The following is a 15,435-nucleotide window of genomic DNA, read 5'->3' as shown; positions in this document are numbered from 1 at the left end:
TTATGCCCGGTGCCACAACCACCGGGCGGAATGTATGCGATAGCTCCGTTAAGGTTTACGCTGAACTGGAACACCTAACTCGCTAAGTTGCTTAACAAAAATAGAGGGTTTTGCTGTATCTTGCAGTAACCAGACTTGGTGCTTCGCACGAGTCATTGCGACATATAATAAACGCCGCTCCTCTGCATCTGGGAAATCTTCCGGTGCCGGTAACAGCACATCTTCCACAATTGATTCCCGCGCTACTGCCGGAAAACCATCATTACCTTCATGTAGCCCTGCAATAATCACATAGTCGGCTTGCTGCCCTTTGCTGGCATGAATAGTCATAAAATCAATCGTCAGTTTTGGCCAGCGAGTTGCCGCTTTTTGCAAAATCTCAGGCCGTAAATGGTGATAGCGGGCCAAAATCAAAATACGCTCATCATCCTTAACAAAACCGCTTAATTTATCCAGTAAGGTGTCAAGCTGTTGGTCCGGCAAAATGATGACTGACTTTTTGTTACCTTTACTCAAGCTGTTAAGTGGCTTTTTCAATTGATGTGGGTTTTGCTGAATAAACCGGTTCGCAATTTCTCCGATCCTATCATTAAAGCGGTAAGTGGTATCCAATGCACATTCAGCCCCTTCACCGAAGTACTGGCTAAAAGCCGTAGTGAGCGAGAGCTGCGCGCCACTAAACCGATAAATCGCCTGCCAATCATCACCCACCGCAAATAAGCAGGTTTGCTTATTTTGTTTGCGCAGTGCTGCCAGCAACATAGCGCGTTGCGGTGAGATATCCTGAAACTCATCCACCAAAATATGCTTCCACGGACTAACAAAACGCCCTTTCTCCAGTAAGTTAACTGCCTGATGAATCAAGCCGGAGAAATCAACCGCACCTTCTTCTTTCAACGCCGTTTTCCACGCTTTCAATAACGGTGCCATTAACCGTATACGTTTCTGGAAGAGATCACGCACTTCTTCATCAGCCTGCTCAATCATTTCGGCTTGACTACCACCGTGCATTCGCATCAGCCCTACCCAACGCTCCAGCCGCCCCGCCAATCTGGCTGCTAAACGTTTATCTTGCCAAAACTCACCCTCATCAACCTCCCACTCAAGCTCATCAGTTAGCCATTCACGCCACCCTTTTGCCTGCGCTTTTTTCTCACTACACTGCTGTTGCCAATTCTTAATCAGTAACGACCTTCTGGCCTGGCTGTCTGATTCTAATTTACTGATTAGTGGTGTTTTACGGCTGCCTTGCTGGATAATCTGCAATGCCAGTGCATGGAAGGTTTTAGCCTGAATATCATCCACAGCTAACCGTTGCTTAATGCGATGATTCATCTCGTCAGCCGCCTGACGGCCAAATGCGAGCAGTAAAATCTGCTCCGGCAATGCTTCATTACGGCGTAACAACCAACCGGCACGGGCTACCAGCACTGATGTTTTACCACTGCCGGCACCTGCCAGAACTAATACCGAGTCTTCGCCATTAACCACCGCCCGGCTTTGCGATTCATTCAGGGGGGAGGTTTCTACACTTTGGAAGAAATCTTGATGCTCTTCCAACATTCGGTTGGTCCATTGCTGATTCCGGCGTTCTACACTGCGACTACCTTGCTGCAACCAGCGCAAACAGATTTCATAATCTGCACGACAGGTCTCAAATTCGTTCAACCGCGGCACCGGTATCGGCAATGAGGCGAAAGCCTCGCGAATAGAGTGCTGCACCTGTCCTAACTCACTGCGTTTAAACCATTTATCCTGTTGCTCAATCCGCTTGATTGATTCCACTTGTTTATGTAAAACCTCAACACAAACCAAGCTCATCTCTTCACTCCATTGCTGCCAGATGCCCAGTAAATGTTGATAGAAACGTTGAGTTTCCTGCCATTCGGTGCCATGTAAACGGACAACTTGTTGGTCTGGCAATTCAAATTCCAGTTCGCCCCAGACAATACCGCGCTTACATTCAATGTTAACCAACTGGTTAAAAGGAATCAGGTACTGATGTTTATCACCGCATACTTCGATGCCAGCATTGAGCAAGCGCACCCGATTGTAAGGGTGCTGAGCCAAATGCTTGCCAAAAGATGTCGCTTTAAGTTCCATATCTGCGCGCCATTACTCGTATTAAGTGAATTGAAATAACACAATGGAGTGTAAATAAAATAATTGAGTTTAAACAACAGGTATCCGATAGTTGACAACGGAAACTAACCCGCCCTATTCATATAGAATGGTTAGCGTTTGTTATCACTCATCCGCGTTGCGGTTTTTTTATTCAGCTAGGCAGATAAATCACTATGCGTACTGTACTGAATATTCTTAATTTTGTTTTAGGTGGTTTCTTCACCACACTGGGCTGGCTATTCGCCACAGTCGTCAGTGTCGTTCTGATTTTTACCTTACCATTAACGCGCTCTTGCTGGGAAATTACCAAATTATCATTTCTTCCTTATGGCAATGAGGCGATCCATGTCAATGAATTATACCCAGAAAAAAGTAATGCTCTGATAACTGCCGGCGGCTCGTTACTGAATATTGTCTGGTTCATTTTATTTGGTTGGTGGCTGTGTTTATCCCATATCGCCACAGGGATTGTGCAATGCATAACCATCATTGGGATCCCGGTCGGTATTGCCAATTTTAAAATTGCTGCTATTGCTTTGTGGCCCGTGGGCCGCCGTGTCGTTTCAGTCGAAATGGCACAGCAAGCGAGAATGGCTAACGCTCAACGCCAATATCAGCAACGCTGAATTTTCAGTTTTAGAGGTTTTTTGTGCTCACTTTCGTCACTGGTTTACGCCGTTATGTCTACAATAGTAGCCTGCTTTATCATGCCCGTATTTTTATCGCGTTGGCGGGAGTAACGGCGGTTCCGTGGTGGATTGGTCAGCCCAAACTGACAATTCCGTTAACACTCGGTGTCGTCGCGGCAGCACTTACTGATCTTGATGACCGCCTGACAGGGCGGTTACGCAATTTATTCATTACGCTGATCTGTTTTTTTGTCGCCTCCGCATCGATAGAGTTGTTATTTCCTTATCCCTGGTTTTTTGCCCTCGGTCTGACCTTTTCAACCTGTGGTTTTATTCTGTTGGGGGCTTTGGGACAACGCTATGCAACAATTGCCTTTGGCGCATTGCTAATTGCTATCTACACCATGTTGGGTACCTCGATGTACCATATCTGGTACCAACAGCCGCTACTGCTGCTGCTCGGAGCTGTTTGGTATAACGTACTGACCTTGTGCGGACACCTTATTTTCCCTATCCGCCCCTTGCAGGATAATCTAGCTCGTTGCTACCAGCAGCTTGCTCACTATTTGGAAGCAAAAGCTAATCTCTTCGATCCTGACATCGAATCTGATGTCGACCAGCCTCTTATTGATGTGGCGATGGCCAACGGCACACTGGTATCAACCTTAAATCAGGCCAAAGCCTCACTGGTGACTCGCTTGAAAGGTGATCGGGGCCAGCGTGGAACCAGACGGACACTTCACTACTATTTTGTCGCGCAAGATATTCATGAACGCGCCAGCTCGTCACATGTCCAATATCAGGTTCTACGAGAGAAATTCCGTTACAGCGACGTGCTATTCCGCTTTCAGCGCTTACTGAGTATGCAAGCCAGAGCCTGCCTGCAACTTTCGCAATCCATTCTGATGAGACAAAAGTATCAACATGATCCTCGCTTCGAGCGAGCCTTTACGTTTTTAGATGCGGCACTGGCCAGAGAACTCGCGCAAAACGAGAATATCCCACAAGTTAAAGCCCTTTCCCACTTACTGAGAAATTTACGGGCTATTGATGCCCAATTGGCGGGGATTGAATCCGAACAAGTATTAGCCGAAGGCCCTCAGCCCGAGAGCCGTTTGTCTGACGACCACATTACCGGATGGAGTGATATCAAGCTGCGTATCAGCCGCCATCTCACCCCACAATCTGCACTATTTCGCCACGCAGTTCGCATGTCAGTGGTGTTATGTCTCGGTTATGCGTTTATTCAACTAACAGGCATGCGCCACGGCTATTGGATCCTACTGACCAGTCTTTTTGTCTGCCAACCTAACTATAATGCGACGCGCCGCCGCCTTGCATTGCGCATAATTGGCACACTGGCGGGTATTCTTATTGGTTTGCCTATCCTGTATTTTGTGCCTTCCATTGAGGGGCAACTCATCCTTATTGTCATTACCGGGGTGCTATTTTTTGCTTTCCGTAATGTTCAGTATGCTCATGCAACGATGTTTATTACCCTGCTGGTTTTGCTCTGTTTTAACCTATTAGGGGAAGGATTTGAGGTTGCCGCACCTCGGGTATTTGATACCCTGCTAGGCTGTGCCATCGCCTGGGTAGCGGTGAGTTTTATCTGGCCGGATTGGAAGTTCCGCCACCTCCCAGCGGTGGTTCATAAAACGCTGAATGCCAACTGCCGCTATTTGGATGCAATTCTGGTGCAATACTATCAAGGCAAAGATAATAGCCTGCCCTACCGTATAGCCCGCCGTGATGCACATAATTGCGACGCGGAATTAGCCTCAGTGATCTCAAATATGTCTGCCGAACCCAAAAATGACAAAGAAACCCAGGAGGCAGCATTCCGATTGCTCTGTCTGAACCACACGATGCTGAGCTATATATCCGCGCTGGGTGCTCATCGAGAGAAACTGAGCAACACCGCCACCCTGAATCTGCTTAATGACGCGATTTGTTATGTCGAGGGGACACTTGAGCAAGAGCAGCCTGACTGCGCGAAAATGGCCCAGGTGCTAGCCAGCTTATCTACCCGGCTACAGAACTGTAATCCTGAGCCGGAGAGCAAAGACCAATTGGTTTTACAACAAATAGGTTTATTGCTTGAACTGTTACCTGAACTCAGTGAACTGAATAGGCACATCAGCCAGGCTAATTAAGATTGGGGCCATTCCCGATGGCCCTGCTATGCTGTTTCAAACTGCGTAATTTTGGGCGAACGGATGTGTATCTCAAACCATTCAATAAGTTCACTACGCATCAATAAAGGCAGCACAGCATAATGGTGGCCACTTATCGCCCCAGCAAGCGCCAATAATACATTAACCCCGAGTGAGCGCCTTAATGCACGTAACTTCAGATAACAGCATTTGGCCCCTTCACGCCGCAGCTCCGCCGCATTCTTGATGCCGGCTTTCCACAATAGTCGTTCAAGGCTGGCACTGAGATTCGGCAAATCTTTCAGACGAACTGTTGGCCCTTTTTTGCTTAAAAACTCAGCTTTAGCCCCTTGATAAGCGCGTGTAGCAAAATGACTCAGTGTGCACTCATCACTCCATAATGCAGAGTCTACCCAATAATAACGCAGCAATACCGGTAACCCACGTTTAGCGTAGACAAAGTTACTCATCCCCCGACTGCGGAATAGCGTTTCTATCTTATTATTGGCGCGTAAATACAGTTCGCCGTCCGAAACCACCGCAAACATAATGCCGTTCGCCAATAGGCCATAGCCACCAAATTGCGAACGAACTGTGATCTTGCCTAAAAAATCGAAACGATCCTGTGCTTGCATGATTTTGTTTTCTGATGCGTTTTCCATAACTACTCCTTTAGTAAAAATCCGATCCAACGTCCCTATTCAGTTGCAATAAGTGTAAGAGGAACAACCAATTAAAAAATACGCAATATGGATTACCTAGCCAAACACAAAATGAATTTGCACGGATTTACATCACAATTATGCGAAGCGTCTTGTAAAAATTTAGTTGATCTTCGAACAAACAGTGACTACTGTATATGCATACAGCACACTACAGGCGAGGTTCATAATGCGTACTCAATCACTAAAACCTTATAATGCTAATTATCATTCTCTTATTAGCCGTGAAACACCGGAAAGAGTTGATGCTCCAACAGATAGTGGCCTTATCAGTGAACTTGTGTACAGTGAAAACCAGCCTGCGGTAACTCAGTTATTGCTTCCTTTATTGCAACAACTTGGTAAGCAGTCTCGCTGGCTTTTATGGCTGGCCCCACAACAGAAATTAAGTCGTTTATGGTTACAGCATTCAGGCTTACCAATAGATAAAGTCGTTCAGTTACGGCAAATCAATCCATTGTCGACTGTTGATGCAATGGAGAAGGCATTATTGACGGGAAATTACAGTGTCGTTCTTGGTTGGCTACCGGAGTTGTCAGAAAATGATCGAATCAGATTACGTTTGGCAGCAAAGTTAGGGAATGCTTATGGGTTTGTTATGCGTCCGTTGAATGACATAAAACTGAACCAAGGACAGTGCGCAACGTTAAAAATTCATTCTTCTTTGTATCATTAAGTAAATTTAGGATTTATCCCATGAATTATTACAATATTTAGCGCTTACTCCTGTAAAACCGGCATAAAGCGAGTCGGAATGCGGCTTGTAGCAGAAAATAACGTCTAGAAAACGCGGGTTTTTACCGCTAAATCGTTAAAGATAATGCACTATTTCGCTTTTTTTTCAGGCGGTTTATCACATCACACTTGTAACTTTCTCGCCACGTTGTAGACTTTACATCGCCAAGGTTGCTCTAAAACGCCAAATTATACTGGCAGCGTGATTAACGGGAGCGTTAAAACCTTGGCGAAGAATTTTAACCAAGGGCTTAGCTTTTTAAAGCTCATTGCCTATTTGGATGATAACGAGGCGTAAAATGAAAAAGACAGCTATCGCATTAGCAGTGGCACTGGCTGGTTTCGCTACAGTAGCGCAAGCCGCACCGAAAGATAACACCTGGTACACCGGTGGTAAACTGGGTTGGTCCCAGTATCAAGATACTGGCACTGGCGGTATCTATGGCAACGTTGGCAACGACGGTCCTACCCATAAAGACCAACTGGGTGCTGGTGCGTTCTTGGGTTACCAAGCAAACCAATACCTGGGCTTTGAAATGGGATACGACTGGCTTGGCCGTATGCCTTACAAAGGCGACGTAAATAACGGCGCATTCAAAGCACAAGGCGTACAGCTGGCTGCTAAACTGAGCTACCCAATTGCTCAGGACTTGGACCTGTACACCCGTCTGGGTGGTCTGGTTTGGCGCGTAGATTCTAGCGCTTACGATGCTCCTACTGATAGCCGTGCTAGCAACCATGACACCGGTGTTTCTCCACTGGTAGCGCTGGGTGCAGAATACGCATGGACCAAAAACTGGGCAACCCGTATGGAATACCAATGGGTTAGCAACATCGGTGATAAAGCTACCGTTGGTGCTCGTCCAGACAATGGTATGCTGAGCCTGGGTGTTTCTTACCGTTTCGGTCAGGAAGATGCAGTAGCGCCAGTAGTTGCTCCAGCACCAGCTCCAGCTCCAGTTGTTGACACTAAGCGTTTCACACTGAAATCTGACGTGCTGTTCGCTTTCAACAAAGCAACTCTGAAACCAGAAGGCCAGCAAGCTCTGGACCAACTGTATGCACAACTGAGCTCTATCGATCCTAAAGACGGTTCTGTAGTTGTTCTGGGCTTCGCTGACCGTATCGGTCAACCAGCACCGAACTTAGTTCTGTCTCAGCGTCGTGCTGACAGCGTGCGTGATTACCTGGTTTCTAAAGGTATCCCTGCTGACAAAATCACCGCTCGCGGTGAAGGTCAAGCAAACCCAGTTACTGGTAACACCTGTGACAACGTGAAACCACGTGCTGCTCTGATCAATTGCCTGGCACCAGATCGTCGCGTAGAGATCGAAGTTAAAGGCTACAAAGAAGTTGTAACTCAGCCACAGGCTTAAGTTTACTCCTTTCGTAAAAAACCCCGCATTGCGGGGTTTTTTTTTGTCATCAATGATAACAAACCAGGCCACATCTCTTTTCTTAATGGCTCTATATCAATATCATCTTTTATCTAATTCATACCAAGACAGGTTAAATCTCTTTACCAAGAATATCCTGTAAGTCCTGTTTCAAAGATGACATCTGGTTGGCATATTTCTCTTTACGCTCAGCATCTTCAATTAACTGCACCACTGTATCTGACAGAGTATTGCCACGGCGCCGGGCTAGAGCGGCCAAACGCTGCCAAACCAGAAATTCCAGATCGATCGACTTTTTGCGCGTATGCTGATGCTCAGCATTGAAATGGCGCTTACGTCTGGCGCGGATAGTCTGCTTCATCCGCGTCGCCAGTTGTACGTTCATATGAGTGTCAATCCACTCCAGCACCTTTACTGGTTCACTTTCCAGTTTCATCAATTGCTCTACTGCGTCTGTCGCTGCACTGTTTTCAATGTGGCGGGTAATGGCTTCACCTTCACGGTGTTTTTTTACCAAATACGCCCATTTCCAACCACTTTCCAGATTTTCCAGTTGTTGATATTTCATCGTGAGCTCTTTAGTGACCGTGTAACTTAAGTCAAGCATAACAGTTTTATGCAGAATTTCACCCTACAAAAAGCCTATGATTAGTTTGTTTTTTGTACGGAATACTGCCGATGTCTTACTCCTTGCTACCAACTGCCACTCTACGTATATGCAGCCTGCTTTATTCTTGTATAATCGCCCTTTCCCTTTTTGACGATTGCATCTATTACTTTGACCAATAACCGACTTGAATGGCAGTCAATGCTGCCGAACGCAACGCCCTATGAAGCGTTATTTACTACTGCCTCCCAGTTGGAGCCGGTTTCTTTCTCGGCGATTCAGCCCCGGTTAGAGAATGGCATGACGCTATTTTGTCATCCACAATCTCAACCGCGTTTTATGCTGATTAAAGCACAGGAGAGTACTGAGTATCTGGCATTGATCGCGCAGGCAGTTAAAGAGCTGCAACCTGAAGCCTCTGCCGTGTTTGGTGGCGATTATCAGATTGATGGCAATCTAGTGACCTGGCAGCCGGCACAACGTGGTAACGAGCCTTTTGCGGCACATTCACGCTGTCTCTATCAGGAATGGGTAGAACCAGAACAACTGTTTGGTTGTGTTAGATGGCATAAAGATCAAATCAGTCTGCAACCCGGCTTGGTTCATCAGGCTAATGGCGGCATATTGATCCTGTCAGTACGGGCATTACAAGCTCAACCACTGATGTGGCTGCGTCTGAAACAGATGATTGTCCAGCAGCGCTTCGATTGGTTGTCACCTGATGAAACCCGCCCTCTGCCAGTACACATTCCCTCGATGCCACTGGATCTGCGCCTGATTCTCGTTGGCGACCGTCTGGGCCTTGGCGATTTCCACGATATGGAACCCGAGTTAGGCGAATTGGCTATCTATGGCGAGTTCGAGGTCGAGCTGCCGCTGGTCGATATCGATGGCATGACCCTATGGTGTGGCTATATCAATGCGTTATTGCAGAAAAAACAGTTGCCATCTTTATCTGCCGATGCCTGGCCAGTTCTGTTTCGTCAGGCAGTGCGCTACAGCGGCGATCAGGGCAGTCTGCCGCTGTGCCCTGTATGGCTAACTGGCCAGTTGGCAGAAGCAGCGCTGTATGCTGAAGAAGAGTCAATTACAGCCAATGCGCTGGACATTGCCTTGAATGCCCGTGATTGGCGCAATAGTTATCTTGCTGAGCGGATGCAAGATGAGATTGAACTAGGGCAGATTTTGGTTGATACCGAAGGGTTAGTCGTCGGTCAGATTAATGGTTTGTCGGTACTGGAATACCCAGGTCACCCTTATGCTTTTGGCGAACCTGCACGTATCAGTTGTGTGGTTCACTTGGGTGATGGCGAGTTTGTTGACGTTGAACGTAAAGCGGAACTGGGCGGTAATCTACATGCTAAAGGCATGATGATTATGCAAGCATTCTTGATCTCAGAATTGGAACTTGATCAGCCGCTACCCTTCTCGGCTTCGATTGTTTTTGAGCAATCCTATGGTGAGGTCGATGGTGATAGCGCATCACTGGCCGAGCTTTGCGCCTTGATCAGTGCCCTTTCGCAGCAGCCGATCAACCAACAAATTGCGGTCACAGGCTCTGTTGATCAGTTTGGTAATGTGCAGCCTATTGGCGGCGTGAATGAAAAGATCGAAGGCTTCTTCGAAGCCTGTCAGCGTCGCGGGTTGACGGGTACTCAAGGGGTGATTCTACCGACCACCAATGTCCGTCATTTATGCCTGAATCAGGCAGTGATTGAGGCGGTACAAAATGGTCAGTTCCATCTCTGGGCGGTTGATAGCGCCGCTGAAGCACTGCCGTTATTGACAGGCATGGTGTATGCCGACGAGCAGCAACCAAGCCTGTTAGGTATAATTCAAGAGCGAATCTCACAGGTTAATCCGCAGGACAGACACCGTTGGCCATGGCCATTACGCTGGCTAAACTGGTTCAACCAGGGCTGATCGGACTTGCTCAGCGTACAGGTGTACGCTATTCTGCGCACTTCACTAAAATAAGGCTTACTGAGAACATGGTAGATAAACGCGAATCCTATACAAAAGAAGACCTTGAAGCATCAGGCCGTGGCGAACTGTTTGGCGCTGGCGGGCCACCATTGCCAGCTGGCAATATGTTAATGATGGACCGTGTCGTCAAGATGACAGAAGACGGCGGTACCTATGGTAAAGGTTATGTGGAAGCGGAACTGGATATCAATCCAGATCTATGGTTCTTCGGTTGCCACTTTATCGGTGATCCTGTAATGCCAGGCTGCCTGGGCCTTGATGCTATGTGGCAATTGGTTGGGTTCTATCTTGGCTGGCTAGGTGGCGAAGGCAAAGGTCGCGCGCTGGGTGTCGGTGAAGTTAAATTCACCGGTCAGGTACTGCCTGAAGCCAAGAAAGTAACATATCGTATTAATTTTAAACGCGTCATTATGCGTAAATTAATTATGGGTGTCGCGGACGGTGAAGTTTTGGTTGATGGCAAAGTGATTTACACTGCCACCGACTTGAAAGTCGGTCTGTTTAAAGACACCAATACTTTCTAATATTTGTTATCCCTGTGCAGGGGCAGTTACTCCCCTGCACCATAATAATGATGCCACGAGGCATTTTTTTTAACCTAAGTAACTACAATAAATGTAGTCACTTGTTGAATGTTAATTTTCAGCCCACGCTCAGCCAAAGCCACAATAATGATGTGAGGAATGGAATGCAAAGAACCCGCCTTGAAGACATGCCTTGCCCGGTTGCCCGCTCTCTTGAACGCGTCGGCGAATGGTGGAGCATATTAATCATCCGCGATGCCTTTCAGGGGTTAACGCGGTTTGATGAATTTCAGCAAAGTTTGCAGCTATCACCCACTATCCTCACCCGCCGCCTAAAGTATCTGGTGGAAAGTGGGATCCTTGAAAAGCGGCTCTATAATCCGCGTCCTGCCCGCTATGAGTATTTACTGACTGAGCGTGGCAATGATTTTTTCCCAGTGATGGCGGCACTATTCCAGTGGGGTAATCAGCATTTTGCACCACTTGGTCCTGCGGTGGTACTCGCAGATCGCCGTACGGGTAATCCGGTAGAAACTATCTTACTGGACAGAAATACCGGGCAACCTATTTGTGCACAAGATGTCACTCTTGCGGCAGGCTCCGTCAAGAGCGATATAATTAATAAACGGTTGGCACTGATGCATGGCAAACAGTCAATAGATACCAGGCAACAGTCTCACTCAATTAAGTCTCAAAAGGAAAAACAATGAATACGCGCCGTGTAGTAATTACAGGAATGGGTGTGGTTTCCCCGTTAGGCTGTGGTAGCGAAACTGTTTGGCAACGTTTGCTGGCAGGACAATCCGGCATCCGTATTCTGCCGGATGAGATTGTCGGTGATTTGTCAGCTAAGATTGGTGGGCAAGTGCCTACACTTGACGCAGACTCAGAAGCAGGCTTTGATCCTGATAAAGCTGTTGCGCCAAAAGATCAGAAGAAAATGGATCGTTTCATTGCGTTTGCGATGGCGGCGGCAGATGAAGCTATTACCCAAGCCGACTGGCATGCTGACGATGTAGAAAAACAGGAGCGTACCGCTACCGTGATTGGTTCTGGTATTGGCGGTTTCCCTGCGATTGCTCATGCCGTACGCACCACCGACACTCGCGGGCCAAAACGCCTCTCCCCTTTCACTATACCTTCATTTTTGGTGAATTTGGCTGCGGGTCATGTTTCTATTAAACATCATTTTAAAGGGCCAATTGGCGCGCCCGTCACCGCTTGTGCGGCGGGAGTGCAAGCTATTGGTGATGCGGTGCGGATGATCCGCAACGATGAAGCGGATGTTGCCTTATGTGGTGGCGCTGAAGCCGCGATTGATAAGGTCAGTTTGGCTGGTTTTGCTGCAGCTCGTGCTCTATCAACCGGTTTTAATAGCACACCTGAGAAAGCCTCCCGTCCCTTCGACAGTGCTCGCGATGGTTTTGTGATGGGGGAAGGTGCCGGTTTACTGATTATTGAAGAATTAGAACATGCTCTCGCCCGTGGTGCACAACCGTTAGCTGAGATTGTCGGCTACGGTACCAGTGCCGATGCCTACCATATGACCTCTGGAGCTGAAGATGGTGATGGCGCATATCGCGCAATGAAGATCGCTTTGCGTCAGGCCAAAATTAAGCCAGAACAAGTTCAGCATCTTAATGCGCATGCAACCTCAACTCCGGTGGGGGATCTTGGCGAAATCAATGCGATTAAACACTTATTTGGTGAAGGTAATACCTTAGCCATTACCTCAACCAAGTCAGCCACCGGGCATTTGCTGGGGGCGGCTGGCGGATTGGAAACCATCTTCACGGTACTGGCACTGCGTGATCAAATCGTGCCTGCCACTCTGAATTTGGAGAATCTGGATGCTGCGGCCAAGGGGTTGAATATTGTGGCAGGTAAAGCTCTCCCCCATGAGATAACCTATGCGCTGTCAAATGGCTTCGGTTTTGGTGGGGTTAACGCGAGTATCTTGCTAAAACGCTGGGCTGAATAGTTGGTCAGACCTCGAAGAGTTGACGCCAGTCAATGATTCGGGTGAGCGAACGCAGCCAACAACGTTGCGGCGACAAGTACCACCTGTATTACTCAAAGTAATTGGTGTTGCAGCTAGGCGGCAAATGAGTGAATTCCGATGAGTTGACACCAGTCAATGATTCGGATGAGCGAACGCAGCCAACAACGCTGCGGCGACAAGTACCACCTGTATTACTCAAAGTAATTGGTGTTGCAGCTAGGCGGCAAATGAGTGAATTCCGATGAGTTGACGCCAGTCAATGATTCGGATGAGCGAACGCAGCCAACAACGCTGCGGCGACAAGAACGAAGAGTAAAAATGAAAACCTCCGCAATATGCGCATAAAGCGGAGGTGATCCCTTAGTCTGACAGAGAGCCGCTTAAGCGGTCACAGCCCTGTCCTCCATGGCTTGTCGCCAACCTCCTAACCAATGCGATCTGGCGTCTAAAGCTTGATAGGGACAAATTTCCCTTGAACGCCCTGAAATACCTGCTTGATACCCGCGTGACAACGCCCTTTCCAGGCGATCTCTTTTCTGTCTCTTCATGCCTCGTTTCCCTCATCTTTCGGTCTGGTGGAAAGAAAACAGTGACCACTTTATGTGCAGTCACAATTAAGTGATAGACCTTAGGAAACAGAAAAGCAATGCGCAAAATTCACGCCAATGTCATATTTGTGAGCTATGCCCGCTGAATTTGCTAAGTGATTGATTTGGGGTAAATGAAGGTAATATATTGATATTAAACAAAAACCCTCTTTCGCAGTAATTTTTCATTAGCAACGAAAGAGGGTTTGACTGATATTAGACTAAATTAGAACAAAATATTACTTAACGTTTTGTAACTGAGCAGCAATAACCTTGGCTTCCTGCTGCCAGCCCTGCGCCAAGGTTCGGATCAGAGCATCGTAGCCGTCTTCACTCTGTTTAAGTTCGAGATCGAATGGCTGCTTAATCAACTGTCCCTGATGTTTCAGTATCCACACACCACGAATAACGGCGCGACCATCATAGCGGCCATGGAAGCCGGTTACAGTCACATTGAGGACATCCTGATCGCTATCCAGTGGTTGTGAAGAGACCAACCAACCCGGCAGCGCATTACTCAGATTGGTTACCAAGGTTTGCTGCAACTGTTGATCCAGTGGACTGGCCCACAGGTTATTGCTGGCAATGACATACTGTACATCATTGGTTTGGTATACCACTCCCGTCGCAGCCAGATAATCAGCGACACCAACATGTTCAATCCATAATTGCCTTGAAGCAACACTACTACTGACCGTAGCAGGCGCGCTGAGTGCCGGTAACTGATAGTAGGTTTTGCCGGGTTCGCTACTGCAAGCGCTAAGTAACAGCGCTGCGAGAACTGCCATCCATTTCATCATTTTTTGGCCTTCTTAGGCTGAGGATCCTGACTTCCTGCCGCTTCAAATACCAGCGCGTTACTCTTCTCATTCAGCGTACGCAATACTGGCTGTAATTCACGCAAGACCTGATCTAACCGTTGCATATCACCCACCATCTTGTTGTAGGCCGGTGAACCTGGCTGGAAGCCTTTCATGCTGCGATTCAACTCATTCAGGGTTTTTTGCAGATCTTTGGGGAGATCCTGCATCGCCGGGCTTGAGGTGATTGCGGTCAATGCCGCCAAGGTTTTCTGAGTTTCACGCATCGTTTTCTGACTTTCAGCCAGTGTCTTCGTGACTTCATTCACCATTGGATCCAGCGGTAGACTATTAATCTTATCCAGTGTTTGCATCAATTTCTGCTGAATTTGCGCTAAGCCACCACTGACGGTGGGCAGCAATGGATAGCCCGCCACTTCCAACGGCCCTTTCCACGGTTTGGCATCTGGGTAGAAATCCAGATCAATAAACAGCGCACCCGTCAGCAAGTTCCCTGATTTCAATGAGGCACGTAGCCCGCGTTCTTTGGCTGTTTTCAATATTTGCGCAAAGTTGGTATCCGAGCCTAAATCATCGCGGAAACGGCCTGGCTCAATGCGAATAAGCACCGGAATACGGAAATCATTATCAACCCGCTGCCGCATACCTTCGGTGAAGAACGGCACATCGGCTACAGTACCCACACGAATACCACGGAACTCTACCGGCGCACCAGACTGCAAACCACGTACAGAGTCGGAGAAGAACAACAAGAAATCTTCATGTTCCGTGAACAGAGAATTTTGAATGCTGCTGCGATTATCAAACAGTTTGAATTCAGCTTTATCTGCCGTGACCGGCTTGCCCAGATCCAAACCATCAGGCACATCGAAACTTACGCCACCACTGAAAAGGGTTGCCAGCGATGCCATTTCAACTCGCATTCCTTGTGATGATAGATCGACCGCTACACCACTGTCCTTCCAGAAACGGACATTGCTGGTGACCAGACTGTCATAAGGCGCACCAATAAATAACTGATAACGCATTAAGCGTGACTTAGCATCGAAGGTGCTGGTTTCTACCGATCCGACCCGGTAGCCACGGAACAATACCGGGTCGCCAGCATTCAACTGCCCAGCCTGTTCGCTGTCCAGAATGATACG

General features: G+C 47.7%; 14 protein-coding genes. 8 read left to right on the top strand and 6 right to left on the bottom strand.

Translation table 11 applies throughout. The features are described 5' to 3' along the window. Positions 1-48 precede the first annotated feature (48 nt). Positions 49-2,103 (bottom strand): DNA helicase IV, encoded by a 2,055-nt coding sequence (gene helD / locus V2A85_RS09560; RefSeq protein WP_420071313.1) that lies wholly within the window; start codon positions 2,101-2,103, stop codon positions 49-51. 194 nt (positions 2,104-2,297) lie between these two features. On the opposite strand from helD, the gene V2A85_RS09555 reads away from it, so the two are divergent. Further along, positions 2,298-2,750, top strand: coding sequence for a YccF domain-containing protein (locus V2A85_RS09555; RefSeq protein ID WP_083158474.1), 453 nt, complete (start codon positions 2,298-2,300; stop codon positions 2,748-2,750). A 23-nt stretch (positions 2,751-2,773) separates the two neighbouring features. Further along, on the top strand, positions 2,774-4,909 hold the full coding sequence (gene yccS / locus V2A85_RS09550; RefSeq protein WP_372559311.1) for a YccS family putative transporter: 2,136 nt from the start codon (positions 2,774-2,776) through the stop codon (positions 4,907-4,909). 26 nt (positions 4,910-4,935) lie between these two features. Here the strand turns inward: yccS and V2A85_RS09545 are convergent, their stop codons facing one another. After that, complete coding sequence (locus tag V2A85_RS09545; protein WP_372559312.1) at positions 4,936-5,571, bottom strand: TfoX/Sxy family DNA transformation protein; 636 nt, start codon at positions 5,569-5,571, stop codon at positions 4,936-4,938. Between the two features lie 229 nt (positions 5,572-5,800). Between V2A85_RS09545 and sulA the strand changes: the two genes are divergently transcribed. Next, positions 5,801-6,307 carry an SOS-induced cell division inhibitor SulA gene (sulA, locus tag V2A85_RS09540; protein WP_372559313.1) on the top strand — a complete coding sequence of 169 codons (507 nt, stop codon included), beginning with the start codon at positions 5,801-5,803 and terminating at the stop codon, positions 6,305-6,307. A 358-nt stretch (positions 6,308-6,665) separates the two neighbouring features. Further along, positions 6,666-7,742: a porin OmpA gene (gene ompA / locus V2A85_RS09535; protein ID WP_083158470.1), complete on the top strand. Its 1,077-nt coding sequence runs from the start codon at positions 6,666-6,668 to the stop codon at positions 7,740-7,742. A 133-nt stretch (positions 7,743-7,875) separates the two neighbouring features. Here ompA and matP read toward each other — a convergent pair whose 3' ends face one another. Beyond that, the gene (gene matP, locus V2A85_RS09530; RefSeq protein ID WP_083158469.1) at positions 7,876-8,331 is read right to left on the bottom strand and encodes a macrodomain Ter protein MatP; all 456 of its coding nucleotides are present in this window, start codon (positions 8,329-8,331) and stop codon (positions 7,876-7,878) included. 210 nt (positions 8,332-8,541) lie between these two features. Here matP and V2A85_RS09525 point away from each other — a divergent pair, with 210 nt between their 5' ends. The 4 genes from V2A85_RS09525 (at position 8,542) to fabF (ending at position 12,861) form a co-directional block, all read left to right on the top strand. Then, positions 8,542-10,293 (top strand): AAA family ATPase, encoded by a 1,752-nt coding sequence (locus tag V2A85_RS09525; protein WP_372559314.1) that lies wholly within the window; start codon positions 8,542-8,544, stop codon positions 10,291-10,293. Between the two features lie 68 nt (positions 10,294-10,361). After that, positions 10,362-10,880, top strand: coding sequence for a bifunctional 3-hydroxydecanoyl-ACP dehydratase/trans-2-decenoyl-ACP isomerase (gene fabA / locus V2A85_RS09520; RefSeq protein ID WP_083158467.1), 519 nt, complete (start codon positions 10,362-10,364; stop codon positions 10,878-10,880). Positions 10,881-11,044: 164 nt separating this feature from the next. Further along, positions 11,045-11,590, top strand: a complete 546-nt coding sequence (locus V2A85_RS09515) for a winged helix-turn-helix transcriptional regulator (RefSeq protein WP_372569307.1) — start codon at positions 11,045-11,047, stop codon at positions 11,588-11,590. After that, positions 11,587-12,861, top strand: a complete 1,275-nt coding sequence (gene fabF / locus V2A85_RS09510; RefSeq protein WP_083158465.1) for a beta-ketoacyl-ACP synthase II — start codon at positions 11,587-11,589, stop codon at positions 12,859-12,861. The genes V2A85_RS09515 and fabF overlap by 4 nt, the downstream gene beginning before the upstream one ends. 401 nt (positions 12,862-13,262) lie before the next feature. Here the strand turns inward: fabF and rmf are convergent, their stop codons facing one another. The 3 genes from rmf to pqiB form a co-directional block, all read right to left on the bottom strand. Continuing rightward, positions 13,263-13,430, bottom strand: a complete 168-nt coding sequence (gene rmf, locus V2A85_RS09505; RefSeq protein WP_005170911.1) for a ribosome modulation factor — start codon at positions 13,428-13,430, stop codon at positions 13,263-13,265. A 278-nt stretch (positions 13,431-13,708) separates the two neighbouring features. Continuing rightward, the gene (pqiC, locus tag V2A85_RS09500) at positions 13,709-14,269 is read right to left on the bottom strand and encodes a membrane integrity-associated transporter subunit PqiC (protein WP_083158464.1); all 561 of its coding nucleotides are present in this window, start codon (positions 14,267-14,269) and stop codon (positions 13,709-13,711) included. Next, positions 14,266-15,435: intermembrane transport protein PqiB (pqiB, locus tag V2A85_RS09495; RefSeq protein ID WP_420071312.1), on the bottom strand; the 1,170-nt coding region annotated here is incomplete at its 5' end. The genes pqiC and pqiB, both read right to left, overlap by 4 nt.

It is taken from the genome of Yersinia sp. 1252 StPb PI (assembly GCF_048593885.1).
GTDB classification, from domain to species: domain Bacteria; phylum Pseudomonadota; class Gammaproteobacteria; order Enterobacterales; family Enterobacteriaceae; genus Yersinia; species Yersinia enterocolitica_E.
The sequence above is the reverse complement of the archived record's forward strand: the minus strand, read 5'-3'. Positions and strand labels throughout refer to the sequence as shown.